Source organism: Mucilaginibacter sp. P1_A3, from assembly GCF_056406855.1.
The window spans coordinates 322,845-344,361 of record NZ_JBFTZJ010000005.1 but is presented as its reverse complement, the minus strand read 5'-3'; the positions used below and the strand labels follow the sequence as shown (position 1 = coordinate 344,361).

General features: G+C 41.2%; 15 protein-coding genes. 11 read left to right on the top strand and 4 right to left on the bottom strand.

The features are described from left to right. Positions 1-72 precede the first annotated feature (72 nt). From AC1D0K_RS12720 to AC1D0K_RS12670, 11 genes are all read left to right on the top strand, one after another. Positions 73-2,625: a phosphocholine-specific phospholipase C gene (locus AC1D0K_RS12720; protein WP_477396046.1), complete on the top strand. Its 2,553-nt coding sequence runs from the start codon at positions 73-75 to the stop codon at positions 2,623-2,625. A gap of 209 nt (positions 2,626-2,834) precedes the next feature. Next, on the top strand, positions 2,835-3,425 hold the full coding sequence (locus AC1D0K_RS12715; protein ID WP_295711067.1) for an RNA polymerase sigma-70 factor: 591 nt from the start codon (positions 2,835-2,837) through the stop codon (positions 3,423-3,425). Between the two features lie 140 nt (positions 3,426-3,565). Beyond that, positions 3,566-5,284, top strand: coding sequence for a hypothetical protein (locus AC1D0K_RS12710; protein WP_477396049.1), 1,719 nt, complete (start codon positions 3,566-3,568; stop codon positions 5,282-5,284). A 79-nt stretch (positions 5,285-5,363) separates the two neighbouring features. Further along, positions 5,364-5,762 carry a hypothetical protein gene (locus AC1D0K_RS12705; RefSeq protein WP_477396051.1) on the top strand — a complete coding sequence of 133 codons (399 nt, stop codon included), beginning with the start codon at positions 5,364-5,366 and terminating at the stop codon, positions 5,760-5,762. Between the two features lie 127 nt (positions 5,763-5,889). Then, the gene (locus AC1D0K_RS12700; RefSeq protein WP_477396053.1) at positions 5,890-8,019 is read left to right on the top strand and encodes a TonB-dependent receptor; all 2,130 of its coding nucleotides are present in this window, start codon (positions 5,890-5,892) and stop codon (positions 8,017-8,019) included. 142 nt (positions 8,020-8,161) lie between these two features. Beyond that, positions 8,162-9,121 (top strand): FecR family protein, encoded by a 960-nt coding sequence (locus AC1D0K_RS12695; protein ID WP_477396055.1) that lies wholly within the window; start codon positions 8,162-8,164, stop codon positions 9,119-9,121. Positions 9,122-9,325: 204 nt separating this feature from the next. Beyond that, entirely contained in the window at positions 9,326-12,724 is a 3,399-nt protein-coding gene (locus AC1D0K_RS12690) for a TonB-dependent receptor (protein ID WP_477463066.1), read from the top strand. A 10-nt stretch (positions 12,725-12,734) separates the two neighbouring features. Next, positions 12,735-14,366, top strand: coding sequence for a RagB/SusD family nutrient uptake outer membrane protein (locus AC1D0K_RS12685; protein ID WP_477396059.1), 1,632 nt, complete (start codon positions 12,735-12,737; stop codon positions 14,364-14,366). Positions 14,367-14,406: 40 nt separating this feature from the next. Further along, positions 14,407-15,543: a SusE domain-containing protein gene (locus tag AC1D0K_RS12680; RefSeq protein ID WP_477396061.1), complete on the top strand. Its 1,137-nt coding sequence runs from the start codon at positions 14,407-14,409 to the stop codon at positions 15,541-15,543. Between the two features lie 59 nt (positions 15,544-15,602). After that, positions 15,603-16,763 carry a glycoside hydrolase family 76 protein gene (locus AC1D0K_RS12675; protein ID WP_477396063.1) on the top strand — a complete coding sequence of 387 codons (1,161 nt, stop codon included), beginning with the start codon at positions 15,603-15,605 and terminating at the stop codon, positions 16,761-16,763. A gap of 62 nt (positions 16,764-16,825) precedes the next feature. Next, the gene (locus AC1D0K_RS12670) at positions 16,826-17,899 is read left to right on the top strand and encodes a glycoside hydrolase family 76 protein (protein WP_477442056.1); all 1,074 of its coding nucleotides are present in this window, start codon (positions 16,826-16,828) and stop codon (positions 17,897-17,899) included. A gap of 74 nt (positions 17,900-17,973) precedes the next feature. On the opposite strand, the gene AC1D0K_RS12665 is transcribed toward AC1D0K_RS12670, so the two are convergent. The 4 genes from AC1D0K_RS12665 to AC1D0K_RS12650 all read right to left on the bottom strand — a co-directional run bounded on the left by AC1D0K_RS12665 (position 17,974) and on the right by AC1D0K_RS12650 (position 21,515). After that, complete coding sequence (locus tag AC1D0K_RS12665) at positions 17,974-18,225, bottom strand: hypothetical protein (protein WP_477397406.1); 252 nt, start codon at positions 18,223-18,225, stop codon at positions 17,974-17,976. Next, complete coding sequence (locus tag AC1D0K_RS12660) at positions 18,222-18,686, bottom strand: lysozyme (protein WP_477397404.1); 465 nt, start codon at positions 18,684-18,686, stop codon at positions 18,222-18,224. The genes AC1D0K_RS12665 and AC1D0K_RS12660 overlap by 4 nt, the downstream gene beginning before the upstream one ends. After that, a complete protein-coding gene (locus AC1D0K_RS12655) occupies positions 18,673-18,828 on the bottom strand; it encodes a hypothetical protein (RefSeq protein WP_477397402.1) in 156 nt (51 codons plus the stop codon). The genes AC1D0K_RS12660 and AC1D0K_RS12655 overlap by 14 nt, the downstream gene beginning before the upstream one ends. 554 nt (positions 18,829-19,382) lie before the next feature. Next, positions 19,383-21,515 carry a glycoside hydrolase family protein gene (locus tag AC1D0K_RS12650; RefSeq protein WP_477397400.1) on the bottom strand — a complete coding sequence of 711 codons (2,133 nt, stop codon included), beginning with the start codon at positions 21,513-21,515 and terminating at the stop codon, positions 19,383-19,385. Positions 21,516-21,517 lie beyond the last annotated feature (2 nt).

Genomic DNA, 21,517 nt, shown 5'->3' with positions numbered 1-21,517 from the left:
AAATAAATATTATATTTTCATAAAAAAAAGCCATGGTCCATGGACTATCGACCATGGTCTAAATAAAAACTCATGCGTGATTCAAGGAGAGATTTTCTTAAAAAAGCGGCTTTATTAACAGGAGCGGCTGGCCTTGCCAGCGTTTTGCCCGAATCTATTCAAAAAGCGATGGCTATAAATCCGGCACCGGGCAGCACCTTTATGGATGCGGAGCATATAGTGATCCTGATGCAGGAAAATCGTTCGTTTGATCATACTTACGGTACGCTTAAAGGCGTAAGAGGATATAACGATCCGCGGGCTATTGATCTGCCAAATAAAAATAAGGTATGGTTGCAATCAAATAATAAAGGCGAAACCTATGCACCTTTCCGTTTGGATATTAAAGGTACCAAAGCTACCTGGATGTCGTCGTTACCGCACTCCTGGGCCAACCAGGTTAATGCCCGTAACGATGGTAAATTTGATCAGTGGCTTAATGTAAAACAAAACAGCATTAAAGAGTACCGTCATATGCCTTTAACGCTTGGTTATTATAATCGTGAGGATCTGCCTTTTTACTACGCTCTTGCAGATGCATTTACGGTATGTGACCAGAATTTTTGCTCATCGCTTACCGGCACTAACCCCAACAGGTTATACTTTTGGAGCGGAACTATACGCGCCGAGCAGCATGAAAAATCCCTTGCCCATGTTTGGAATGATGATATGGATTATGGCACACTTAACTGGGCTACTTTTCCCGAGCGTTTAGAGGATCATGATATTTCATGGAAACATTATCAGAATGAGATAGCTATTGATACGGGTTTTGAAGGTGAAGAAGATCCATGGTTATCAAATTTTCAGGATAATCCGCTGGAGTTTTTTGGGCAGTACAATATTAAGCTTTATGATAAACATATAGCTCACCTGCAAAAAAGATCAACCCTGTTGCCTGATGAGATAGCTGATGTTGAAAAGCAAATTGCAGCTTTACCTGCCGGCGATGCACATATTGATCATCTTAAAAAACAGCTTAAACAAAAGAAACGCGATCTGGATAATATCAAAAAAGATATGGCCAGCCTTGATCCTGGTAAATTTGCCAAGCTATCGCAACGCGAAAAAAATCTACATCAAAAAGGTTTTGTTACCAATACCAATGACCCGCATTATCGTACGCTGGTAAATCTTAAGTATGATGATAACGGTACCGAACGCGAATTACTTGTACCCAAAGGTGATGTTTTGCATCAGTTTAGGGATGATGTAAAAAATGGAGCTTTGCCAACCGTTTCCTGGTTGTCGGCACCCGAAAACTTTTCCGATCATCCAAGCGCAGCCTGGTATGGTGCATGGTATGTATCCGAGGTGATGGATATCCTGACCAAAAATCCCGAAGTATGGAAAAAAACAATTTTCATATTAGCCTATGATGAAAACGATGGTTATTTTGACCACGTGCCTCCGTTTACAGCACCTCATCCACATAAAGAAGGAACCGGCAAAGTATCAAAAGGAATTGACACCAGTGTTGAATTTGTAACCCTTGAGCAGGAAAAAGCCCGCGAAAATTTCCCAGAGGTTTATGATCGTGAAAGTGCTATTGGTTTAGGCTATCGTGTGCCATTGGTGATAGCCTCGCCGTGGAGCAGGGGAGGTTGGGTTAACTCAGAAGTATTTGACCATACCTCGACTTTGCAGTTTTTGGAGAATTTTTTAAGCAAAAAGACAGGTAAGAAAGTGGCAGAGCCCAATATCAGCAATTGGCGCCGCACGGTTTGCGGTGATTTGACTACCGTTTTTCGCCCATATAATGGTGAAAAAATAGCTAACCCGGAGTTTGTTGCTAAAGATGCTTTTTACGAAAGTATCCACATGGCTAAGTTTAAAAAACTACCTACTTATAAACTGCTTACAGCCGATGAAATAGCCCTGATCAACAAAGATCCGTATGCGTCTCCTTATATGCCGCAACAGGAAAAAGGCATTAAACCGTCATCAGCTTTGCCGTACCAGCTTTATGCGGATGGTAAGTTAAGTGCCGATAAAAAGTCGTTCGAGATAAAATTTAATGCCAGTAACCATGCATTTGGCGATAAGGCTTTAGGCTCGCCATTTAACGTTTATGCACCGGGTAAATATGCCAGCTTTAAAGATCCACAGCAAATGGAGCCTTTACGTACCTGGGCCTATGCCCTAACTGCCGGGGATAGCCTGACTGACGCATGGCCAATAAATGAGTTTGAAAATGGCGAATACCACCTGCGTGTTTACGGGCCAAATGGTTTTTTCCGGGAGTATAAAGGTAACGCTACCGATCCCCTGGTTGAAGTTGCCTGTGAATATCAGGCTATCGGCGGAAAGCTAAGTGGTAATATCGATCTAAAACTAGCCAATTTAAGCCATGATAAATCTTATACTGTTGAAATTATCGACCATGGTTATAAAACAAACAATCATAAAACTCAATTGAATAAAAAAGGCCAAAATTCGCTGGTGCTTAATCTGGCTAAAAGCCATGGATGGTATGATTTTAGCGTGAAAGTTACCGGTAGTCACACTTTCGAAAAAAGGTATGCAGGCCGTGTTGAAACCGGTAAACACAGCTTTAGCGATCCTTTGATGGGGAAGGTGGTTTAGAAAATTATTTATCTTTTTATCAACCCGGCAGTTTTAATAAAGCTGCCGGGTTTTTTTGTCCCCACAATACTATCAAGTTACGGTTCTACATGCTCCAGGGGAGCAAAAGCTTTGTAGCCAGAATTTGCTTTAAACAAAAAAAGTTTTTTATTTAAAAATAATCTTGTAATTATGCCTATCCAATTCAGAAACCGTTTTACAGTCCATTTATGCTTCCAGGTAAGGAATATCAAATGTGGCCCGATGGTAAATTATTAGATTTACTAAGGCTGGATGACCGTGAGGCATTTGAATTACTGTACAAAAGATATTCGTCCCGTCTATTCCATGCCGCTTATAACCTTTTCAGGGATCGCGATGTTTGCGAAGACCTGGTGCAGGAATTGTTTATTGATCTGTGGACAAAAAGAAATCAACTGAACATTACTTCGTTAGAGGCATACCTTAAAGTCGCTATCAGGAACCGGGTTATATACTATATCCGCACTAAAAAAGCCACACTTGACCTGGATGTTGTTGAAGAACTGATTGAAAAATACACCGCCGACAGCAAATTACTGCAAAGCGACATCAGCCAGCTACTGGAAACCAATGTAGCCCGGCTGCCCGAAAAATGCCGCCAGATATTTACGCTAAGCCGTAAGGAATATTTATCTAACAAAGAGATAGCATCCCGCTTAAATATCTCCATAAAAACTGTCGAAAATCAAATCACCATAGCTTTACGCTATCTACGCACCGGGCTCACTGATTATTTGCCATCAGTTATCGCTTTGCTGATGGTGTATATGGCGAGGTAGTGATAATTCCATCCAATGATATTTAAGAAACTATTGTTTAAATTTGTTTAATCAATATAAGCTTATAGCTCTTATCCAATTTTAAATTTAAATATTGTCGGTCGCCTGTTTATCGCTAACTTCTGTTTAAAAAGCTGAAAATGAAAAAGGTATCGCTATTTTTTGTATTTCCTGTAGTTTTAACAGGGATATGTTTGCTTGCATTCAAGGTACATATTTCATCGGGCGAAAAATCTATAAAAAAGATAACTGCTGTTACCTGTGGATCATCTAATGCTGTTGAGGATATCGATACAACAGCAGGCGGTAAATACATGATAAAACTACCGGGATGGGGTGGGTACAACTACCCGATATCGACCCATAATGATAGTGCCCAATTTTACTTTAACCAGGGTTTAACCATGTATTATAGTTATCATATGAAGGAGGCGCTTGCATCATTCAAAGAGGCTACCCGGTTTGATCCCGCTTCGCCCATGGTTTATTGGGGCCAGGCATTAGCTATGGGGCCTTACTATAATGCAGTTAACCTGTACAAAGTGCCTAAGGGGCTATCCGCCGTTTTAAAGCAGTTAAACGCGAAAGCCGGCAACTCGTCTGAAAAGGAAAGAGCTCTCATCAGGGTTATGAAGCTGCGGTACCCGGTATTGCAGGAACAAACTACACATGATGAAAAGGCTTATGCGCAAAGTATGAGAAAGCTGATATCGGCGTACCCCGAAGACGCTGATATAAAAATGCTGTATATAGATGCCATGATGCTGATACATCCATGGGATTTTTGGACTACCGACGGATTGGCAAAAGAATGGACGCCAGAGTTGGTGGACTTATGTAAAGGTGTATTGAAAACAAAACCCGACAACCCCGCCGCCTTACATTATTATATTCACCTTACGGAGGCATCCCATAATCCCGAAGTGGCTATGGCGAGTGCTGAAGCATTGAAAAGACTTTTTCCGGATGTAGGACATATGGTGCATATGTCAAGCCATCTTTATCAACGAAACGGGCTGTATTTTCAGGGTGTGGACGCCAATGAAAAGGCCAGTAAAAGCGTTAGTTTATATGCCTCTATAGTTAAAAATGTACCCCTTGCCACCTCCGTGCCTCATATATATGCTGTGGAAACGTACTGTGCCTTTAGCGGAGGGATGTATGAAAAGGCGAGAGTAATTGCGCTGCGTTGCCGCAAAAGCATAAAGCCAACTGCCGAAGATAATTATGCCCAATATTTGTATATGATGCCGGTGCTTACGATGGTGCGCCTTGGTAAATGGGATGAAATATTGAAAGACGATAACCCGCCGGATGCCAGCTGGACTTATGCACAAGTACTCAATAGCTTTGCAAAAGGCCTGGCCTATATTTATACCGGCAAGCCAGACTCTGCCGAACGGCAGCTCGCGTTGATCCGTAGTAAAATTGATGCGTCGGTTTTGAAGATAAGAAACATTCCTTTTAATACCCCGTTGGACGGGGCAACTGTAGCGGAGAATATATTGGAGGGCGCAATTTTATTAGCGCAAAACAAGTATGAAAGCGGTATAGCCAGTTTTAACAAAGCCATAGCCGCTGAAGATCGTATGATATACGCCGAGCCTTCTGAATGGCCTATCCCAGCAAGGCAGTTTTTAGGGGCTTATTTATTAAAAAACGATGATAATGTAAAGGCAGAGCAAGTTTACCGTGCCGATTTGGTTCGCAATCCGGGTAATGGCTGGTCGTTGCTGGGTTTATATCAAAGCCTTAAAGCACAAAACCATAAAGAAAAACTTGCTTATTATAAGGCTGGGTTTCTTCGCTCATTTTCACATGCCGACGTGGTGCCAGCTACTTCGGTTTTTATGAATTGAAAGAGGAGGGCAGGTTTGCACTGTTTGTCTAATCGGCTCAGAGCTGAATTATGGCACAGTTTCATATATTTGTTTATAAATGTATAGGAAGATCGTCTGTTATTTTTTAGCGAGCCTGTTTTTAACGGGCAGCGTGATGTTGCCATTAGGCGATTTCTCGTTGATGCGTGATATTCCAAAAATGTATCAGAATTATACAAAGATCACTTCCGGAGAAGAAATGGGGGTGATCGATTTTATCGGCGATTACCTGCTGTACGGCAAGCAGATCTTCGGGCATAACGAACATGATAAAGCGCCGGCGAAGGGATTGGATGTGCAGTTTCAGCACCAGGCCAGTCCGCTCAATGTAGTAGTTAGCCAGTTGCCTTTTACAGTGTTTTTTAATTATTTTTCAATTTTAACTCATCCATCATTTAACCAGGTGTTTTATACTTCCGATTATCGGAACACACTTTTCAGGCCTCCTCTTGCCTGATCATTTTTAGCCAAGGTTTTATCGTACTATTTATTTATCCGCCTGCCATTATTATGTGCAGGCTCAATTCATATCTATGAAATTTTTTTTCATGCTGCTATTCAGTGTGCTTTTATCTCATTGTATCATGGCGCAAAATACATTTAAGGCAAAAGTTGTTAATGATCAAACAAAAATTACTCTAAAAGGCGCAACTGCCACTATCCCTGGGTTAAAACTGACTATAAGTGCAGATACCGCAGGGCTAATTAATATTGCCAATATTCCAAACGGGAGATTTCAGATTGAGATTGCGTATGTGGGCTTTGCTACAAGTACCAAAGTTTATAGTTTCCCGATGCGGGACGCAGATAAGGTTATCGAAGTAAGTCTTGAACCATCAACCGGCGAACTGGCCGAAGTAACAATTCAAACCACCCGGACTAATCAAAACCTAAAAGACGTACCCACGCGGATTGAAGCATTACCTTTGGAAGAACTGGACGAAAAAAGTATCATGAGGCCGGGTGATATTAAAATGCTGCTGGGCGAGGCCACCGGCATTCATGTACAGCAAACTTCGCCTGTAAGTGGCACGGCCAGTTTCCGTATCCAGGGGTTGGATAGCCGTTATACGCAATTGCTACAGGATGGAATGCCGCTTTACACTGGTTTTTCGGGTAATTTAAGTTTGTTACAAATTAGTCCGCTCAATTTAAAACAAGTAGAGTTTATAAAAGGGTCCGCATCAACTTTATATGGCGGCGGTGCAATTGCCGGCCTGGTAAACCTGATCAGTAAAGTACCTGAAAAAGAACCGGAACTTACGTTTTTGTTAAACGGAACGAGTGCCAGGGGCGCAGATGCAAGCGTTTTTTATGGTCAAAAATGGCAGCATTTAGGGACAACAATATTCGGCTCTTATAACTATAATGGAGCTTTTACCCCATCGGATAATAGCTTTACGGCTATCCCGAAAACCAATCGCTTTTCAATAAATCCCAAAGTATTCTTGTATATGGATGATCACAATTCAGGTTGGTTTGCTGTAAACACTACCTATGAAAACCGTTTAGGTGGCGATTTGAAGGTAATAGATGGTAAGGGAGATGATGTTCATCAGTATTTTGAGCAGAATAAAACGTTCCGTTTTTCTACCCAACTGTCATTAACTCACAGGATAGACGAGGAAAGCCGTGTTAATTTTAAGAATACTATAGGCTATTTTGACCGGCAATTGGGCCAACCGGGGTTCGATTTTAAAGCCAGGCAGTTGTCTTCGTTCAGCGAATTAAGTTATGTGCGCAATGGCGAAAAGGCTTCCTGGGTTGCAGGTGCTAACCTGGTAACCGATCATTTTACGGCTGAACCGCCGCAAAGTAATTTGAATTATAATTTGACCACGATAGGTGCGTTTGCACAAAACACCTATAAAGCCGCAAGTTGGTTTTCGCTGGAGACCGGGTTAAGGTTGGACGATAATACACCCGTACCTCATAAACCGGCCAGCGGACTTTTTTTCCTGCCAAGAATAAATGCCTTATTTAAACTGACGGACCGTTTGACCAGCCGCATAGGTGGCGCATTGGGTTATAAAATGCCAAGCTTGTTTAATGATGAAAGTGAACGGGACGGTTATCAGCATATTCAGCCTTTAAATACAGGTAACACACAGGCCGAACAATCTTACGGACTGAACGGCGATCTGAATTACCGTGGGGCATTAGGCGATGAGATATTTGTTAATATTAACCAGCTGGTATTTTACACCAAAGTGGATAAGCCACTGATTTTGCAAAACAATACATTTATGAATGCCGCAGGCCATTTGATTACCAAGGGTGCGGAAACTAATATCAAGTTGGTTATGGATGAACTGGTGTTTTACCTGGGATATACCTACACCGATACCAAACGGTATTTTAACGGGCTAACAGACATTCAGCCCCTGACTCCTAAAAACCAGTTCAGCTTCGATTCGACTTATGAAATTGAGGGCCGTTTCCGTTTTGGAGCCGAGAGCTTTTACACCGGACGTCAATTATTAAGCGACGGTACTACAGGGAGAGGGTATATTACTTTTGGGTTATTGGCCCAAAAAATGTGGAAATACCTGGATGTTTTTATAAACGCTGAAAATTTGACCGACCGGCGTCAAACCAGGTGGGGCGCTATTTATTCGGGTAGTATAACAAGGCCCGATTTCAAGGATATTTATGCGCCCCTGGATGGTGTTGTGGTTAATGCCGGTATCCGCATTAAATTATTAAACAAGTAATTGAAAAAGCCAACCCTTTGCAAAACAGGGTTGGCTTTCAATTAGTTTGTTAAAAGACAAAGAATTTCGAAAAAAATCTAAAAAAAACTTTCAACTTCTTTGGGGGGTAGGGCTGGTTCAATGCATCCTGCATATATAAACCATGAGAAAGTTTAATTTCAGGAAAAAACATATCACCGCTAAGGACCAATCTTTGCAGGAGGAAATTGTAAATCAATATTTTGATAAGCTGGATTTGGGCAATGTGCCCGAAGTAAGCGATCATGGTGTTGAATTTAGAAGCGATGAGATATACAATCGCATAGCTGCCCAAATTGATGGTGGTGGTAAAATTAAGAGCTTTAAAAAGCAATGGCTTGTTGCTGCATCATTGCTTGCCGGTTTATGCTTCTCGGCATACATCTACCGTAATAATATTCTCGATTTAGTTTCTCCAATTGCAAGTAAACAGATAGGGGCTGTTAACGGTAAAATGATAAATATAACGCTTGCCGATGGTACCAAAGTTTGGCTCAATGGCGGCAGTAAGCTAACCTATCCCGAAAAATTCCGTGGCGATAAAAGAGAAATTACACTTGTAGGTGAGGCATTTTTAGATGTAGCTCATGATGCACAAAAATCATTCATAGTACATACCGGTGCAATCCGTACGCAGGTTTTGGGTACAAGTTTTAATGTAAAAGCCTATCCCGAAGATCATGTTGTAAAAGTGGATGTTTTAACCGGTAAAGTAGGTGTTATTGGTGCATCTAATAATGCAAAAAGATCGCAAACCATTTTTCTAACTCCTGCCGAGGAGGTGGTATTTAACACAGATAACAACCTGGCCGTTAAAAAAGAGATGGTTGACGTAAATGCACTTACAGCCTGGAGAAACGGCGAACTGGTATTTAAAAATATGCCACTGCCCGAAGTGTTAAATACTATTGAACACCGCTTCAATGTAAAAATTAATGCCGATTTGAACTTGGTGAGATGTTCTATCTCGGCCAACTTCACCAATGTGTCCCTGGTAAATATCATGAAGATCATGTCAAAGCTGGTGAAAGGTAAAGCTATACAAGAGGGAACCGGCTACCGCCTGAGGGGTAAAGGCTGTTAAAATAAACCAATTTATAAAGTATATAATCAATTATTAACTAACCTAAATTAAAAAAGAATGATGACATAAATACATAAAAAAACCCTGATCAAAGGGATTTGAACAGGGCTGCTTAAAATGCCAGGTTAATAATAAGTGCAACGTTTCGAGGTCCAATTCAGAACAAAGCACTTTAATTTCAAACACTTTAATTATCTCAAATCTATGAATATATCTCTATTTTCAAATGGAGTAGTTCGTTATGTATTAATATTAATGAAATTTACCTCGCTCGCCTGCTTTGTTGTTTGCTTTATGTGCCTGTCGGCCGTTGCAAATGATTCATTTGGCCAGAAATTTTTAGAGGTATCGGTTACGCTAAAGTTTAAAAATGTAAAGCTTACTGATGCTCTTGATAAAATTTCGGCCGATAAACATATAAAATTTGCTTACGCAGATAATGTATTGAAGCCGGATTTCAGGGTGAGCTTGAATGCCAAAAATAAAAGCATCAAAGAGGTGCTTAATGAGGTCTTAACTCCATTTAACCTCAGCTACAAAATTATTGATGATGTAGTTGTTATTGATGAAAAAACCGAACCGGAAAGCAATCCCGGTGGTATACAGAATGCTCGGCCGGTTGCCATTAAAATAACGGGTAAGGTAACCGACGAAAGTAACCTGCCTTTCCCGGGTGTTGGTGTAAAAATAAAGGGAACCACAAATGGCACCATAACCAATATCGATGGAGTATTCACTTTGAATAATGTTGGCAGTGATGATATATTGGTGTTCAGTTTTATAGGCTACACACCCAGGGAAGTGCCTGTAGATAATCAAACTACAATAAATATAAAGCTATCACCAGAGCGTACTTCCTTAAACGAAGTTGTTGTGGTTGGTTACGGTACACAAAAACGCGCTAATATCATTGGCGCAGTTGATCAAATCTCATCAAAAGCAATCGAGGGCAAGCCATCTATCAATTTAACCCAGGCTTTGCAGGGAACATCCCCCAATCTGATCATTCAGCAAAACAACTCCGAGCCAGGAGCCTATGCAAATATCAATATCCGTGGTGTAAGCACGTTAGGTAATAATAGCCCCCTGGTGGTAATTGACGGTATAACCGGAGGCGATATCAATTTGCTTAATCCGCAGGATATTGAAAGCGTATCCATACTGAAAGATGCGGGTAGTGCGGCCATTTACGGCTCGCGCTCTGCAAATGGTGTTATATTGGTTACTACTAAAAAAGGGAAGAAAAATTCAAATACGCAATTGACCTACAATGGGCAGGCCGGTGTGCAGGAACCTCATGTAGGTTACAAGCCGGTGCACAGTTATGAAAACGCCATCCTGAGGAATGAGGCTGTTGTGAACGCCGGTTTACAACCTATCTACAGCCCACAGGACATTCGCAATTTTCAGCAGCAGGGCGATAATCAATGGTTCCTGGATGCTATTTTGAAAAATGCTGTATTACAAAACCACAACCTGGCTTTAACTGGGGGCAATGCCACTTCATCGTACCTGGTGTCGGCAGGGGTTACTGATCAGCGCAGCAATTTAGTAGGACCTGATTATGGTTTGCGTCGCTATAATTATCGAATTAACTTAAGTAGCGAGTATGGTAAGTTAAAGCTTACAAGTATTTTATCATATTCGCGCACCGAAATAAAGGAACACTCCTACAATACATCAACCTTAATAGTTGATGCCGGCAGAACACCCACTTATTACAAAATAAAAGATGACCAGGGCCGGTATTTGACCAATGATGTTTTAACAGAGTTTAACCCGCTGGGAATATTAGAAGCAGGTGGTTACCGCAAGCGGGACAACGATAATATTTTTGGCAATTTAAATGCCGAACTATCCGTAACTAAGGATTTTAAGTTGAAAGGTGTTTTTGGTGGTACGCTATTGGCAAATCACATGTTTGGGAGGGTAATAGAGGTTGATTATTTCCCTAAAGGAACTTATGGTGCAGATAGGAATACTGATGACGAGAACAATAAAAATCTATTCCTCAACACACAGGTATTGGCACAGTATACCAAAACATTCAATAAATCGCATAATGTTGATGTGCTGGTAGGTGTTGCTAACGAATCAACTACTAATCAAAGCAATTACCTGCATCTAAAATATACCGATCCTGAATTGGGTACGCCGGTAACAGGTACAATTATAGATCCATCATCATCGGCAACAAATAATAATACTACCGAAAGTAGTCTTAATTCTGTTTTTGGGCGCGCAACCTATAATTTTCAGAATAAAATTTATGGCGAGTTTGATTTCAGGATAGATGCTTCCTCAAAATTCAATACGCAAAACCGCAATGCTTTTTTCCCATCAGGATCTGTTGGTTACAGGCTTACCGAGGAAAATTTTATGCAGAACTATCGCGATAATTATGGCGATCTGAAATTAAGGGCGTCATACGGTATATTGGGCAATCAAAATGTTGGCGATTACCAATATCAGCGTACTTATGGGCCATTCCAGAATGCGTATGGATTTAATAACTCAGGTGTAGGTGGTACTGAGATCAAATTTGCCAATCCCGATATTCGTTGGGAGCGAGCTGCAACATTGAATATAGGTGTTGATGCCGGGTTCCTGAAAAATACATTGAATATTGCGATTGATTATTTTAATAAAGAGACGAGAGATATTTTATTGCCACCAATAGTGCCTGGTGTTTATGGTGCCCAGGTACCTGATTATAACGCCGGTAAAGTTCAAAACCGCGGTTGGGAACTTACTGTAAATTACCGTTTATCCGGTAAAAACTTCAACCACTCTTTCTCTTTCAACGTGGCCGATACCAAAAACAAAGTATTATATCTTGAAGGTGGCGATCAGATAAAATCGTACGATGAATTGCAGTTGATTAATAAAGTTGGTTTGCCAATTGGCTCATATGTTGGGTTAAAACGCGATGGCTATTTCCAAAACCTGAATGATATTGTTAACGGGCCAAAACCTGCCGGTTTAACTGTTTCGCCAGGTGATAACCGTTACGTGGATGTTAATAAGGATGGTGTAATTGACGATAACGACAGGTTTGTTTTAGGTAACGGTTTTCCCCGTTTAACTTTTGGGTTTACCTATAATGTCACATACAAAAATTTCGATTTTAACCTGTTTATGCAGGGGGTAGGTAAACGTAGCATGTTTGTACGTGGTGAGCAGGTGGAACCATTCCACTTTAATTACTCGCAGGTGATCTATCAGCACCAAATGGATTACTGGACTCCTCAAAATCCTGATGCCCGTTATCCGCGCCTTGCCGCGGCAGGCAGCCAGTCGAATACCAACAACTTCAGGCGGGGATCTGATATGTACATTTTTGACGGCTCATACCTGCGCGTTAAAAACGTGACTTTGGGATATTCATTACCCCAAAGTGTTGCCAAAGCAATAGGTATGCATAAGGTTAGGGCTTATGTGTCAGGTCAAAATATTCTCACTTTCTCAGGTATGAAATTCCTTGACCCTGAATCAACTGAGCTTACCAGTAACGCCAATGTACCACAAGGTGGCGGTGCTAATAGCGGCAGGTCTTACCCTACGCCGATATATTACGGGTTTGGTATTGATGTAACATTATAATTTATTATACATGAAGAAATTAAAAACATATAGAACCGTGTTTTTTATGGCCCTGGTAACTGTTATAGTTTCGGCCTGTAAAAAACTCGATCTGGCACCTGTAAATAAGTTTACCGATGCCAATTTCTGGACAACCACAGCAAAAGCGAGCAGCGTATTAAATACAGCCTATTCGCAAATGTTCCGCAGTGATTATTTCTTTTATAACGAAGGAGCGTCAGATAATGCTTACAATGGTAGGGGAGATGCCAATGGAGTAGCATCGCTTGCCGCAGGAACATATGACGCATCTCTTGGCCGCATAAAAGAGGAGTGGGGTTATCATTATACTGGCATAAAAACCTGTAATATATTCCTGGAGAATGTTGATAAGGTAACCGCTATGGATGCGGGACTTAAAAACAGGATGAAAGCCGAGGCTCGGTTTATTCGTGCTTACCATTACTTTCAGTTGGCTACCTGGTTTGGTGATGTGCCTTTGTTTGATAAGGATATATCCATAAGCGATTCAAAGACCATTGCCCGCACACCAAAAGCGCAGGTAATTGATTTTGTGTTAAAAGAACTTGATGACGCTGCTACTGCACTACCTGTTAACACTGCATATGCCGCTGCGGATAGAGGGCGTATTACAAGGGGGGCCGCCATTGCACTAAAAGCAAGGGTATACCTTTACGATAGCCGTTGGCAGGATGTTGCAAATACCTGCAAATACCTGATCAACGATAATACCAATGGTACTTACAGCCTGTTTCCATCATACGAGGGATTGTTTTTGCCAGAAAACGAGTATAACAGTGAAGTTATTTTTGACTTGGAGTTTGTGCCACTTATTAAAACATACAGCCAGTTTTTTGATTTTGCACCATTGGCAGTTGGTGCCCGCTTAAATGCGCTTGCACCAACCCAGGAACTGGTTGATAGTTACCTGATGACCAATGGGAAAAAGATAGGGGATTCGGGATCTGGGTATAACGAGGACAATCCATACGTAAATCGGGATCCGAGGATGACCAATACGGTGGTTTACAATTTATATCGTTGGAAAATGCCTGATAACTCGATACAGACAATCTATACCAAGCCGGGAGCCGATCCCGGGACGGATAAATTGGATGAGTATGCACCAGGTAAAGTAAGCTCGCCAACAGGTTATTACATCCGCAAATATTACGACCCTACATCTGCCGTAAATTTCCAGTCGGGTTTAAATCTGATTCTGATCCGTTATGCCGATGTACTGCTGATGTACGCCGAGGCTAAAAATGAACTTGGCCAGCTTGATGCCGGAGTATGGGATAAAACTATAAAACCAATCCGCTCACGGGCCGGATTTACTGATCCAGCTGCGCTGAACTTTAGTGGTGCTGCCCAGGTTGATTTACGCAACACCGTTCGTAATGAGCGTCGTGTTGAACTGGCAATGGAAGGACTGCGCATATTTGATATCCGCCGATGGAAAACCGCCGAAGTAGTATTGAATGGCTGGGCACATGGTGCAAGGTTTGGTCCGTTATCTGTCGATAACGGTTATATAAGAGCCAACCTGCGCAGCTTTGATAAAAGCAAAGCGTATTTATGGCCTGTTCCGCGCGATGAGCGAGCCGTTGATCCAAATCTTACACAAAATCCGGGTTGGTAGTTCAATAATTATTTATAAAAACTTATAATCAATTAAGATCATGAAAAAAATTACTTTCTGCCTGATGGCGGGCATATTGGCACTAATAATTGTATCGGGTTGCAAAAAAGATAAAACCCTTCAACATACACAGGTATCGGCAGTAAATAACTTTTTTGCCCCGGCCGATAACAAATTCCTGAAACTTGAACCGGCTTCTGGTTCGGCATCATTTGAATGGGAGCAGGCACAAGCCGAAGATAACGGGCTTGTGATGTACGAAGTTGCTTTTGATAAAGCTGCGGGTGATTTTTCAAAGCCGATATACACCATGCCATCAGATGGTAATGGCTTGTATAATAAACTAACGATCTCATTTAAAGATCTGAACAAAATTGCGGACCTGGCAGGGATTCAACCACAAGAAACCGGCAAAATAAAATGGACGGTAATGTCGTCTAAAGGTATTAACGTTAAAAAAAGCAGCCTGTCGCGCACTGTTGAGGTGCAGCGTGCCGCCGGGTTCAGCGAAATTCCTGCCGATCTGTATTTAACAGGAACGGCTACCGAAGGGGGCGACGACCTGAGCAAAGCAGTGCATTTAAAACAAACATCAACCGGTGTTTTTGAAGCATATACCTCTTTAAAAGTCGGAGTATACCATTTTGCAGAGCGCAATACAGGTACCCCTGCAACTTACTCAAATGACGGTGTTAAATTGTTAAAGGACGGCAGCACTACAGTTACTGGCGATACAAAAGTTGAGAAAATAGTGGTTGACTTCACAACCGCTTCAACATCAATGACACAAATAGTATCAGTAGGTTTATGGTTTGCTGCCGATAATAAAATCTGGTTTAATTTGCCATACGTTGGTAACAGTAGTTGGGAAATTGACAATGCATCCATCGTTTTCCACCAGGAATCATGGGGCAGAGATGAGCGGTACAAGTTTATGTATACCCTTAAAGATGCTGCCGGCGTAACTTCAACGCAGTATTATGGAAGCACCAATTCAGATAATAATGCGGCTACCTCAACCACCGCAGCTTCATATTATTTTATGGTGCCGGTTAACAATTCACAGTATGATTACTGCTTTAAATTTAATCACGCTGCCGATAATGGTAAAGCCAATATTAAGGTTATTTGGAATGCGGATGTGCCTGCGTATACTCATTTAGTTACCGTTAAGTAATAAATAAATTTATCAGTTGTATGCCGGTAGTAATCGGCACACAATTTAAAACACAATTTATGAAGATCATAACTCACAATATAAAGAGCACGGCATGCGCGGCATTAATTCCGCTGATGCTTACCTCGTGTTTAAAGGATAAACCTTTTCCCCTTTACCCCAACAAGCAAACAGCGACGGTTGATTATAAGTTTGCCGCAACCGCCGATTCATTACAGGATAAAACATACAGTACCTATTTATCATCAAACGGAAATTATTTTAAACAGGATAATGCCGGTAACACCAACTATAACTACTGGCCCCAGGCGCATACTCTTGATGTTTTTACCGATGCTTATTTGAGAACCAAAAATGAGGTTTACAAACAACGGATGAAATCGTTGCTTAACGGTACGCGCGTTACTAACGGTAATAAATATCAAAACGAGTATTATGATGATATGGAATGGCTGGCCCTGGCAAGCCTCCGCGCTTACGAAGCCACAAATGATAACGACTACCTGGACGCGGCTAACACATTATGGACCGATATTAAAACCGGCCAAAACAACAACCAGGGTGGTGGTATAGCCTGGCGTAAATCGCAGCTGGATTACAAAAACACGCCCGCCAATGCGCCTGCTGTTATATTTGCCTGCCGCCTTTATGCCCTAAAAAAGAATGATGCAGATCTTACTTTAGCCAAAAATATTTACAACTGGCTCAATGCTACTTTGGTTGATCCGGCAAGTGGTATCATCTGGGATGGTATAAATGGCAATCACGATGGGCTAATCAGCAAAAATAAATTTACCTATAACCAGGGTGTTTACATTGGCGCCGCGTTGGCGCTTTATAAGGTAACTAATAATGCCGACTACCTTGCCGATGCCGTACGTAATGCAACTGCTACTATTAATGATACTGATATATCTCCCGGCGGGTTACTAAAATCAGAAGGGCAGGGCGATGGCGGTTTGTTTAAAGGGATCCTGGTTAGGTACCTTACTTTATTAATTGAAGAACCCGCCGTTAGTACAGCTGATCGCGATGCTTATGTTAAATTTTTGAAATATAACGCGCAAACATTATATACCAAGGGCATTAGTCGCCCAGCGCTTTTTGTAAGTCCTGATTGGAAAAGTCTGCCGTTGGGAACTACCGACCTTACCACCCAATTAAGCGGTGTAATGATGATAGAAGCCGCAGCTGTTTTAAAAGCCGACGGTAAATTTTAAATTTGGAATATCTTCCGGGAGGAGCATATCCCCGGAAGATATTTAATTGATCCATACCTGCCATGAAAAACATCACTCTAACTTTAATTACCTGCCTTATCGTTACCTTAAATGCATGGGCCCAAACTACTGCCGATTATAAAAGCCGAATTACCATCATTAATAAAAATATCTATGATCGGTTTTACGACAAAAAAAGTGGCCTATATTTGGAAACAAATGATTCATTAGCCAACAGAGGAAATCATTCGTTTTTGTGGCCATTGTGCGCATTAGTGCAGGCTGCAAATGAAATGGAAGCAGGCCAACCTTCAAAAAATTATATAGCCCCGGTTATGAAGGCTATTGATCAGTATTATTCTGCTAAACCGCCGGTACCTGGTTACCAGGCTATGGTAACTAAAGAAAAAGTTGATTCCCGTTTTTACGATGATAATGAATGGGTTGCTATCGCTTTAATGGATGCTTACGCCCGTAATCATAAAAAGGAATATCTTAATAAATCCGAAATGATATACCGTTTCCTGTTATCTGGTCATGATAACGTTGGCGGTGGTGGCTTTTATTGGGTTGAGGGAAACAAAAAGGGAAAGAATACCTGTTCAAATGGTCCGGCAGTGTTGGTTGCTTTACAGTTATACCAGGCTACCCATAAAAAGGCCTACCTGGATACCGCGATTGTTACTTACAACTGGACAAAGAAATACCTTTTGTCGCCTAATGGAGTTTATTATGACGCCATAAGAGTGCCATCTATGACGGTCGACTCTGCTTATTATACTTATAATGCTGGGACGATACTACAATCAGGAGTTATATTATATAACATAACCAAAGATAAAAAGTATCTTAACGATGCACATGGTGTAGCCAAGGCTGCGGAAAGATATTTTTACAAAAATGGCAGATTACCCGGTAACTACTGGTTTAATGCGGTATTGTTGCGTGGCTATATAGAACTGTATAAGGTTGATAAAAACAAGGTTCAGCTGCAGTTTATGATTGATGATGCTAACCGCACCTGGGCCGAAGAAAAAGACGATCAAAACTTATTAGGCCCCAAAAAAGCAAAAGCATTAATTGACCAGGCTGCTATGCTGGAGATCTATTCACGGCTGGATAACCTGAAGTTTTAAATTAGTTTGTGGCGAACAGGTTCATTTTTGGTAAAAAATGAACCTGTTTTAATTTTAGGTCCATTTTGTATTTTTCAGGATTTTTTAACTTCTTTCAATTCTCTTACCTCCTGTTGTAAAATAGTCACCTCGCCCTCAAGAACTTTCAACCTTATTTCGTTGACGCGATTTTGAGTTTCCTGGGTAGACCGTACATCTTTTATATCGCCCTTTAGCTGGAAATAAGTAGTCATAACTGATACGACAATACTTATTGTACTAATGATTGTTACCGTAATATTTTTAAGGGTAATTCCCCTTATTTCGTGTTGCTCAAGCGTTGTCATAGCTGTCTAAATAAGTTACTTTCCTTGGTTCGGCGTTTTGTTAAAGTATCACAAACTACTTTTTTACCGGTATGTGGATCCGTGATCTTATTCCAGGCAGAAAAGCTGTCAGCTGCAGCGGCATAATCTTTAACATTGAGATTTTTTAATAAGGTAGATTGTTTTAATGCACCGGTGCCTTCATTGTAAGTAAAGGATACCAGCGCATCGAATTGATTTTGAGTAAGCGGCACCAGTACAAATTTGTTTACTGCGGTTTCGTACTGGCTAAGAGTGATGCTAAAAAGCTCATTTGCCTGTTTTTTGTCAATCGGCTTGTCGGTAACCTTTACAGTATTACCATCAGCATAACTGGTAGATCCGTATCCAATCGTCCAAATACCGGCTACGTCTTTGTATGGGTGTAGTACTAAACCTTCAAACTCTTTAATCAGTTTAGCCCCGTTATTACTTAGTTTCATTGGAGCTTGTATTACCAGGTTCAGTTTGTTTTACCGCAAACTGGGCAACAGCGGCAACGGTAGTGCCAACCGTAGCCATTACGGCTGTGATGGCTACGGGTATAATTCCAATTCCTGTTAATGAAATTGAAAGCGTTACCAATCCTGCACCTAAAATTTGTGCTTTCTTAAAAAATGAGGGCGTATCACTGGTGATACGTTGCCATAACGTGTATTTTTTTCCATGATTTTCATTTTTTTAGCGGTATGAGCCTGGGTGGAATAATGGGCTATACCTTGTTTTAGTGACTTTTGATGTTTTGGGGGCGGGTGTATAAAAAGAAGTTACATATACGCAAGGCTATACGGTGGTTGTTCTCTTTGGCTGTAATCACATAAAGTTATTGAAATGATTATAAGTAAGTAATATTAGTCCTATGTAGTCATAGAGATCAATTAGCGGTATATTAAATGACTTGATTTAAAATATTAAGCTTAATAGTAAATGGGGAGGGTAATTTGATTTTTTTAGTTTTACCCTCTTAGCTCTATAATAAGAACGCGATTTAAAAAGTAAAATGGAATTATTTATTAAGTTGAATCAGGAAAGCCTTATCACTTTTTACCATTTAAATAACAATTAATGTTGCAATACAAAGGCGCGTTAAATCAAATTCAACGTACCTTTAAACATATATAATAGTCGCGTTCAAATAGTTAATTGATTTTTTCTACGCTGAACTGATTCACTTTAAAAACCTTAGCGCTATCAGCTGTATCCCACTTACCTGTCAACCCCAAAGTGCCTGGATAATCGAATAAGCTGGATGAGGTTTTTACAGCTCCCCCGTTATTTAAAGCGCATCTCAAAGGGGCAGCATTATCGCCTATGGAGTAATCAATATAACCCTCAATAATAGCTGAACCAGCTGTACCTATTCCAGTTGTTACTATTTTTATATCCGCGTTAAATTGTAAGTTACTTGCTGACGAGGCTAACGCACTAAGAGTACAAGTTGCAATCGTAACTCCACTGACTGCTATATTTATAGTAAAAGTACCTGGAGTCGCTGGAGTGGAATATACCCCGCCGAACTTGATTACATGGATGTTTCCAACAAGAACGGACCAAGCTGCTAGATTTAAAGACCCGTTACCGGCTGGTATTATGCTTGAAGCTATAGTACTATTAGATAGTGAAGTACTGGTATTATTGCCGTAAAATACTTTTCTTAGATTAGTGCCCGGGATTTTAACAACATTTCCTGTAGACGTTACCGCCAAAAATTGCAAGGAGGATCCACCTGATAAGTCGTTGGGAGGTAGGGTATTAAAAAATAGGCCCTTGCATTTAAGAACTCCGGTTTCATCAATTACAGCTTGAATGCCGGACCCATTTGTAAAAGTCCAAGTACCTGAAATATCGCCAGCGCCCAAAGTCAAGCCGTAATTGGCTGATACTATACTGTTGTTTATTCCACCCCTGATAAACAGTAACTGTTCTGGATACAATAGCGATAAATTAGCAGGAGTATTTTTATTACGCATCCTAATTGCATCAAAAACACTTTCCAAATACAATGGACCATCTTGATAGATCGCGCCAGGTTTTAAATACCTTAAATCAGATGACGCTCTATCGTAAGCGTCAATTTGAGCAATTTGTAATTTGTCACCATCACCCTCATTGGTGGCGATTAAGTCTGCTATTGTCATGTCCGCAATCGACATTTTTAAGTGCGCCCCTGACTGCGCACTGCCATCAGGGCTGGCACTATACCACATATATGTTTTACCCGCAATCTCCAACAAAGTCGGATCAGCTAATTGACCATAGTTAGTACTTACGCCCTCATCTGCCATTACCCGTTCCATTATAGGTACAGTTGGAGCCATAGTCCAGTTGATCATATCTGTAGAATGAAAACGATAAAGGTCTGTGGGTAGCGCCAATCCGGTAGATGGGCCACCATGACACCACATCCAATAAACGCCGGCTATTTTTTTTACATAAGCGCCTCCCCAAGTACGACCACCGACAGCTATAACAGGATTAGTTGCGTAAGGCATCCACGTTATACCATCGGGAGAAGTATAATAACCTAATGAAAATACACCTGATCCTGCTGTTGAATTTGCCTCCAATATCATTTTCCAAGTTGTATCGTCGGTATCGTAAAACACACATATATTTGCTACACTGGCGCTATTCCAAGCACTACCAATACCTTTAGTAATGACGGCTGAATTTGCCAATGTCCAAGCTACACCGTCAGTAGAAGTATAGCGGTCTATTTGCGCCCCTGCCGTCCCCAAAGAAGCATACATGTAGTAATTGCTACCGACTTTAAGAACTGCACTGCGGGCGTGATTAGTTACGCAAATAGCAGTGCTCCTTACCCAATTAATACCGTCTAAGCTTTCGGCATACACTATATTAGGTGTGCCGTAGCCTTGTGTAAACCACAACTTGAACACGCTGCCAGTTACATTGACTAATACCTGTGGGCTACCCTCATACATTACGGTGGCCTCCTGTAAAGTAAGTTCATCTGTGGCCAGAGTTGGCCTTAAAACCGTGCCCTTTTTAAGCCACACGGGTGGCGTTGTTCCACCTCCTCCACCCGATGGAGTTATCCATCCAGTTGCTTGATCAGCATCGCTTGTTTTTGCCAACAGCTGACCTGTACTCCCGCCATTTGGTACACCTATCCCCGTATCGCCTTTGTCTCCCTTTATTCCGATTTCTCCGGTATCGGCCTTTGAATTAACGGCATCAAGAATGTTATTTAATTCGTTGGCTGTTAATTGATCGCCTGTATTTTTGTGTGATACTGTTGTATTTGACATTG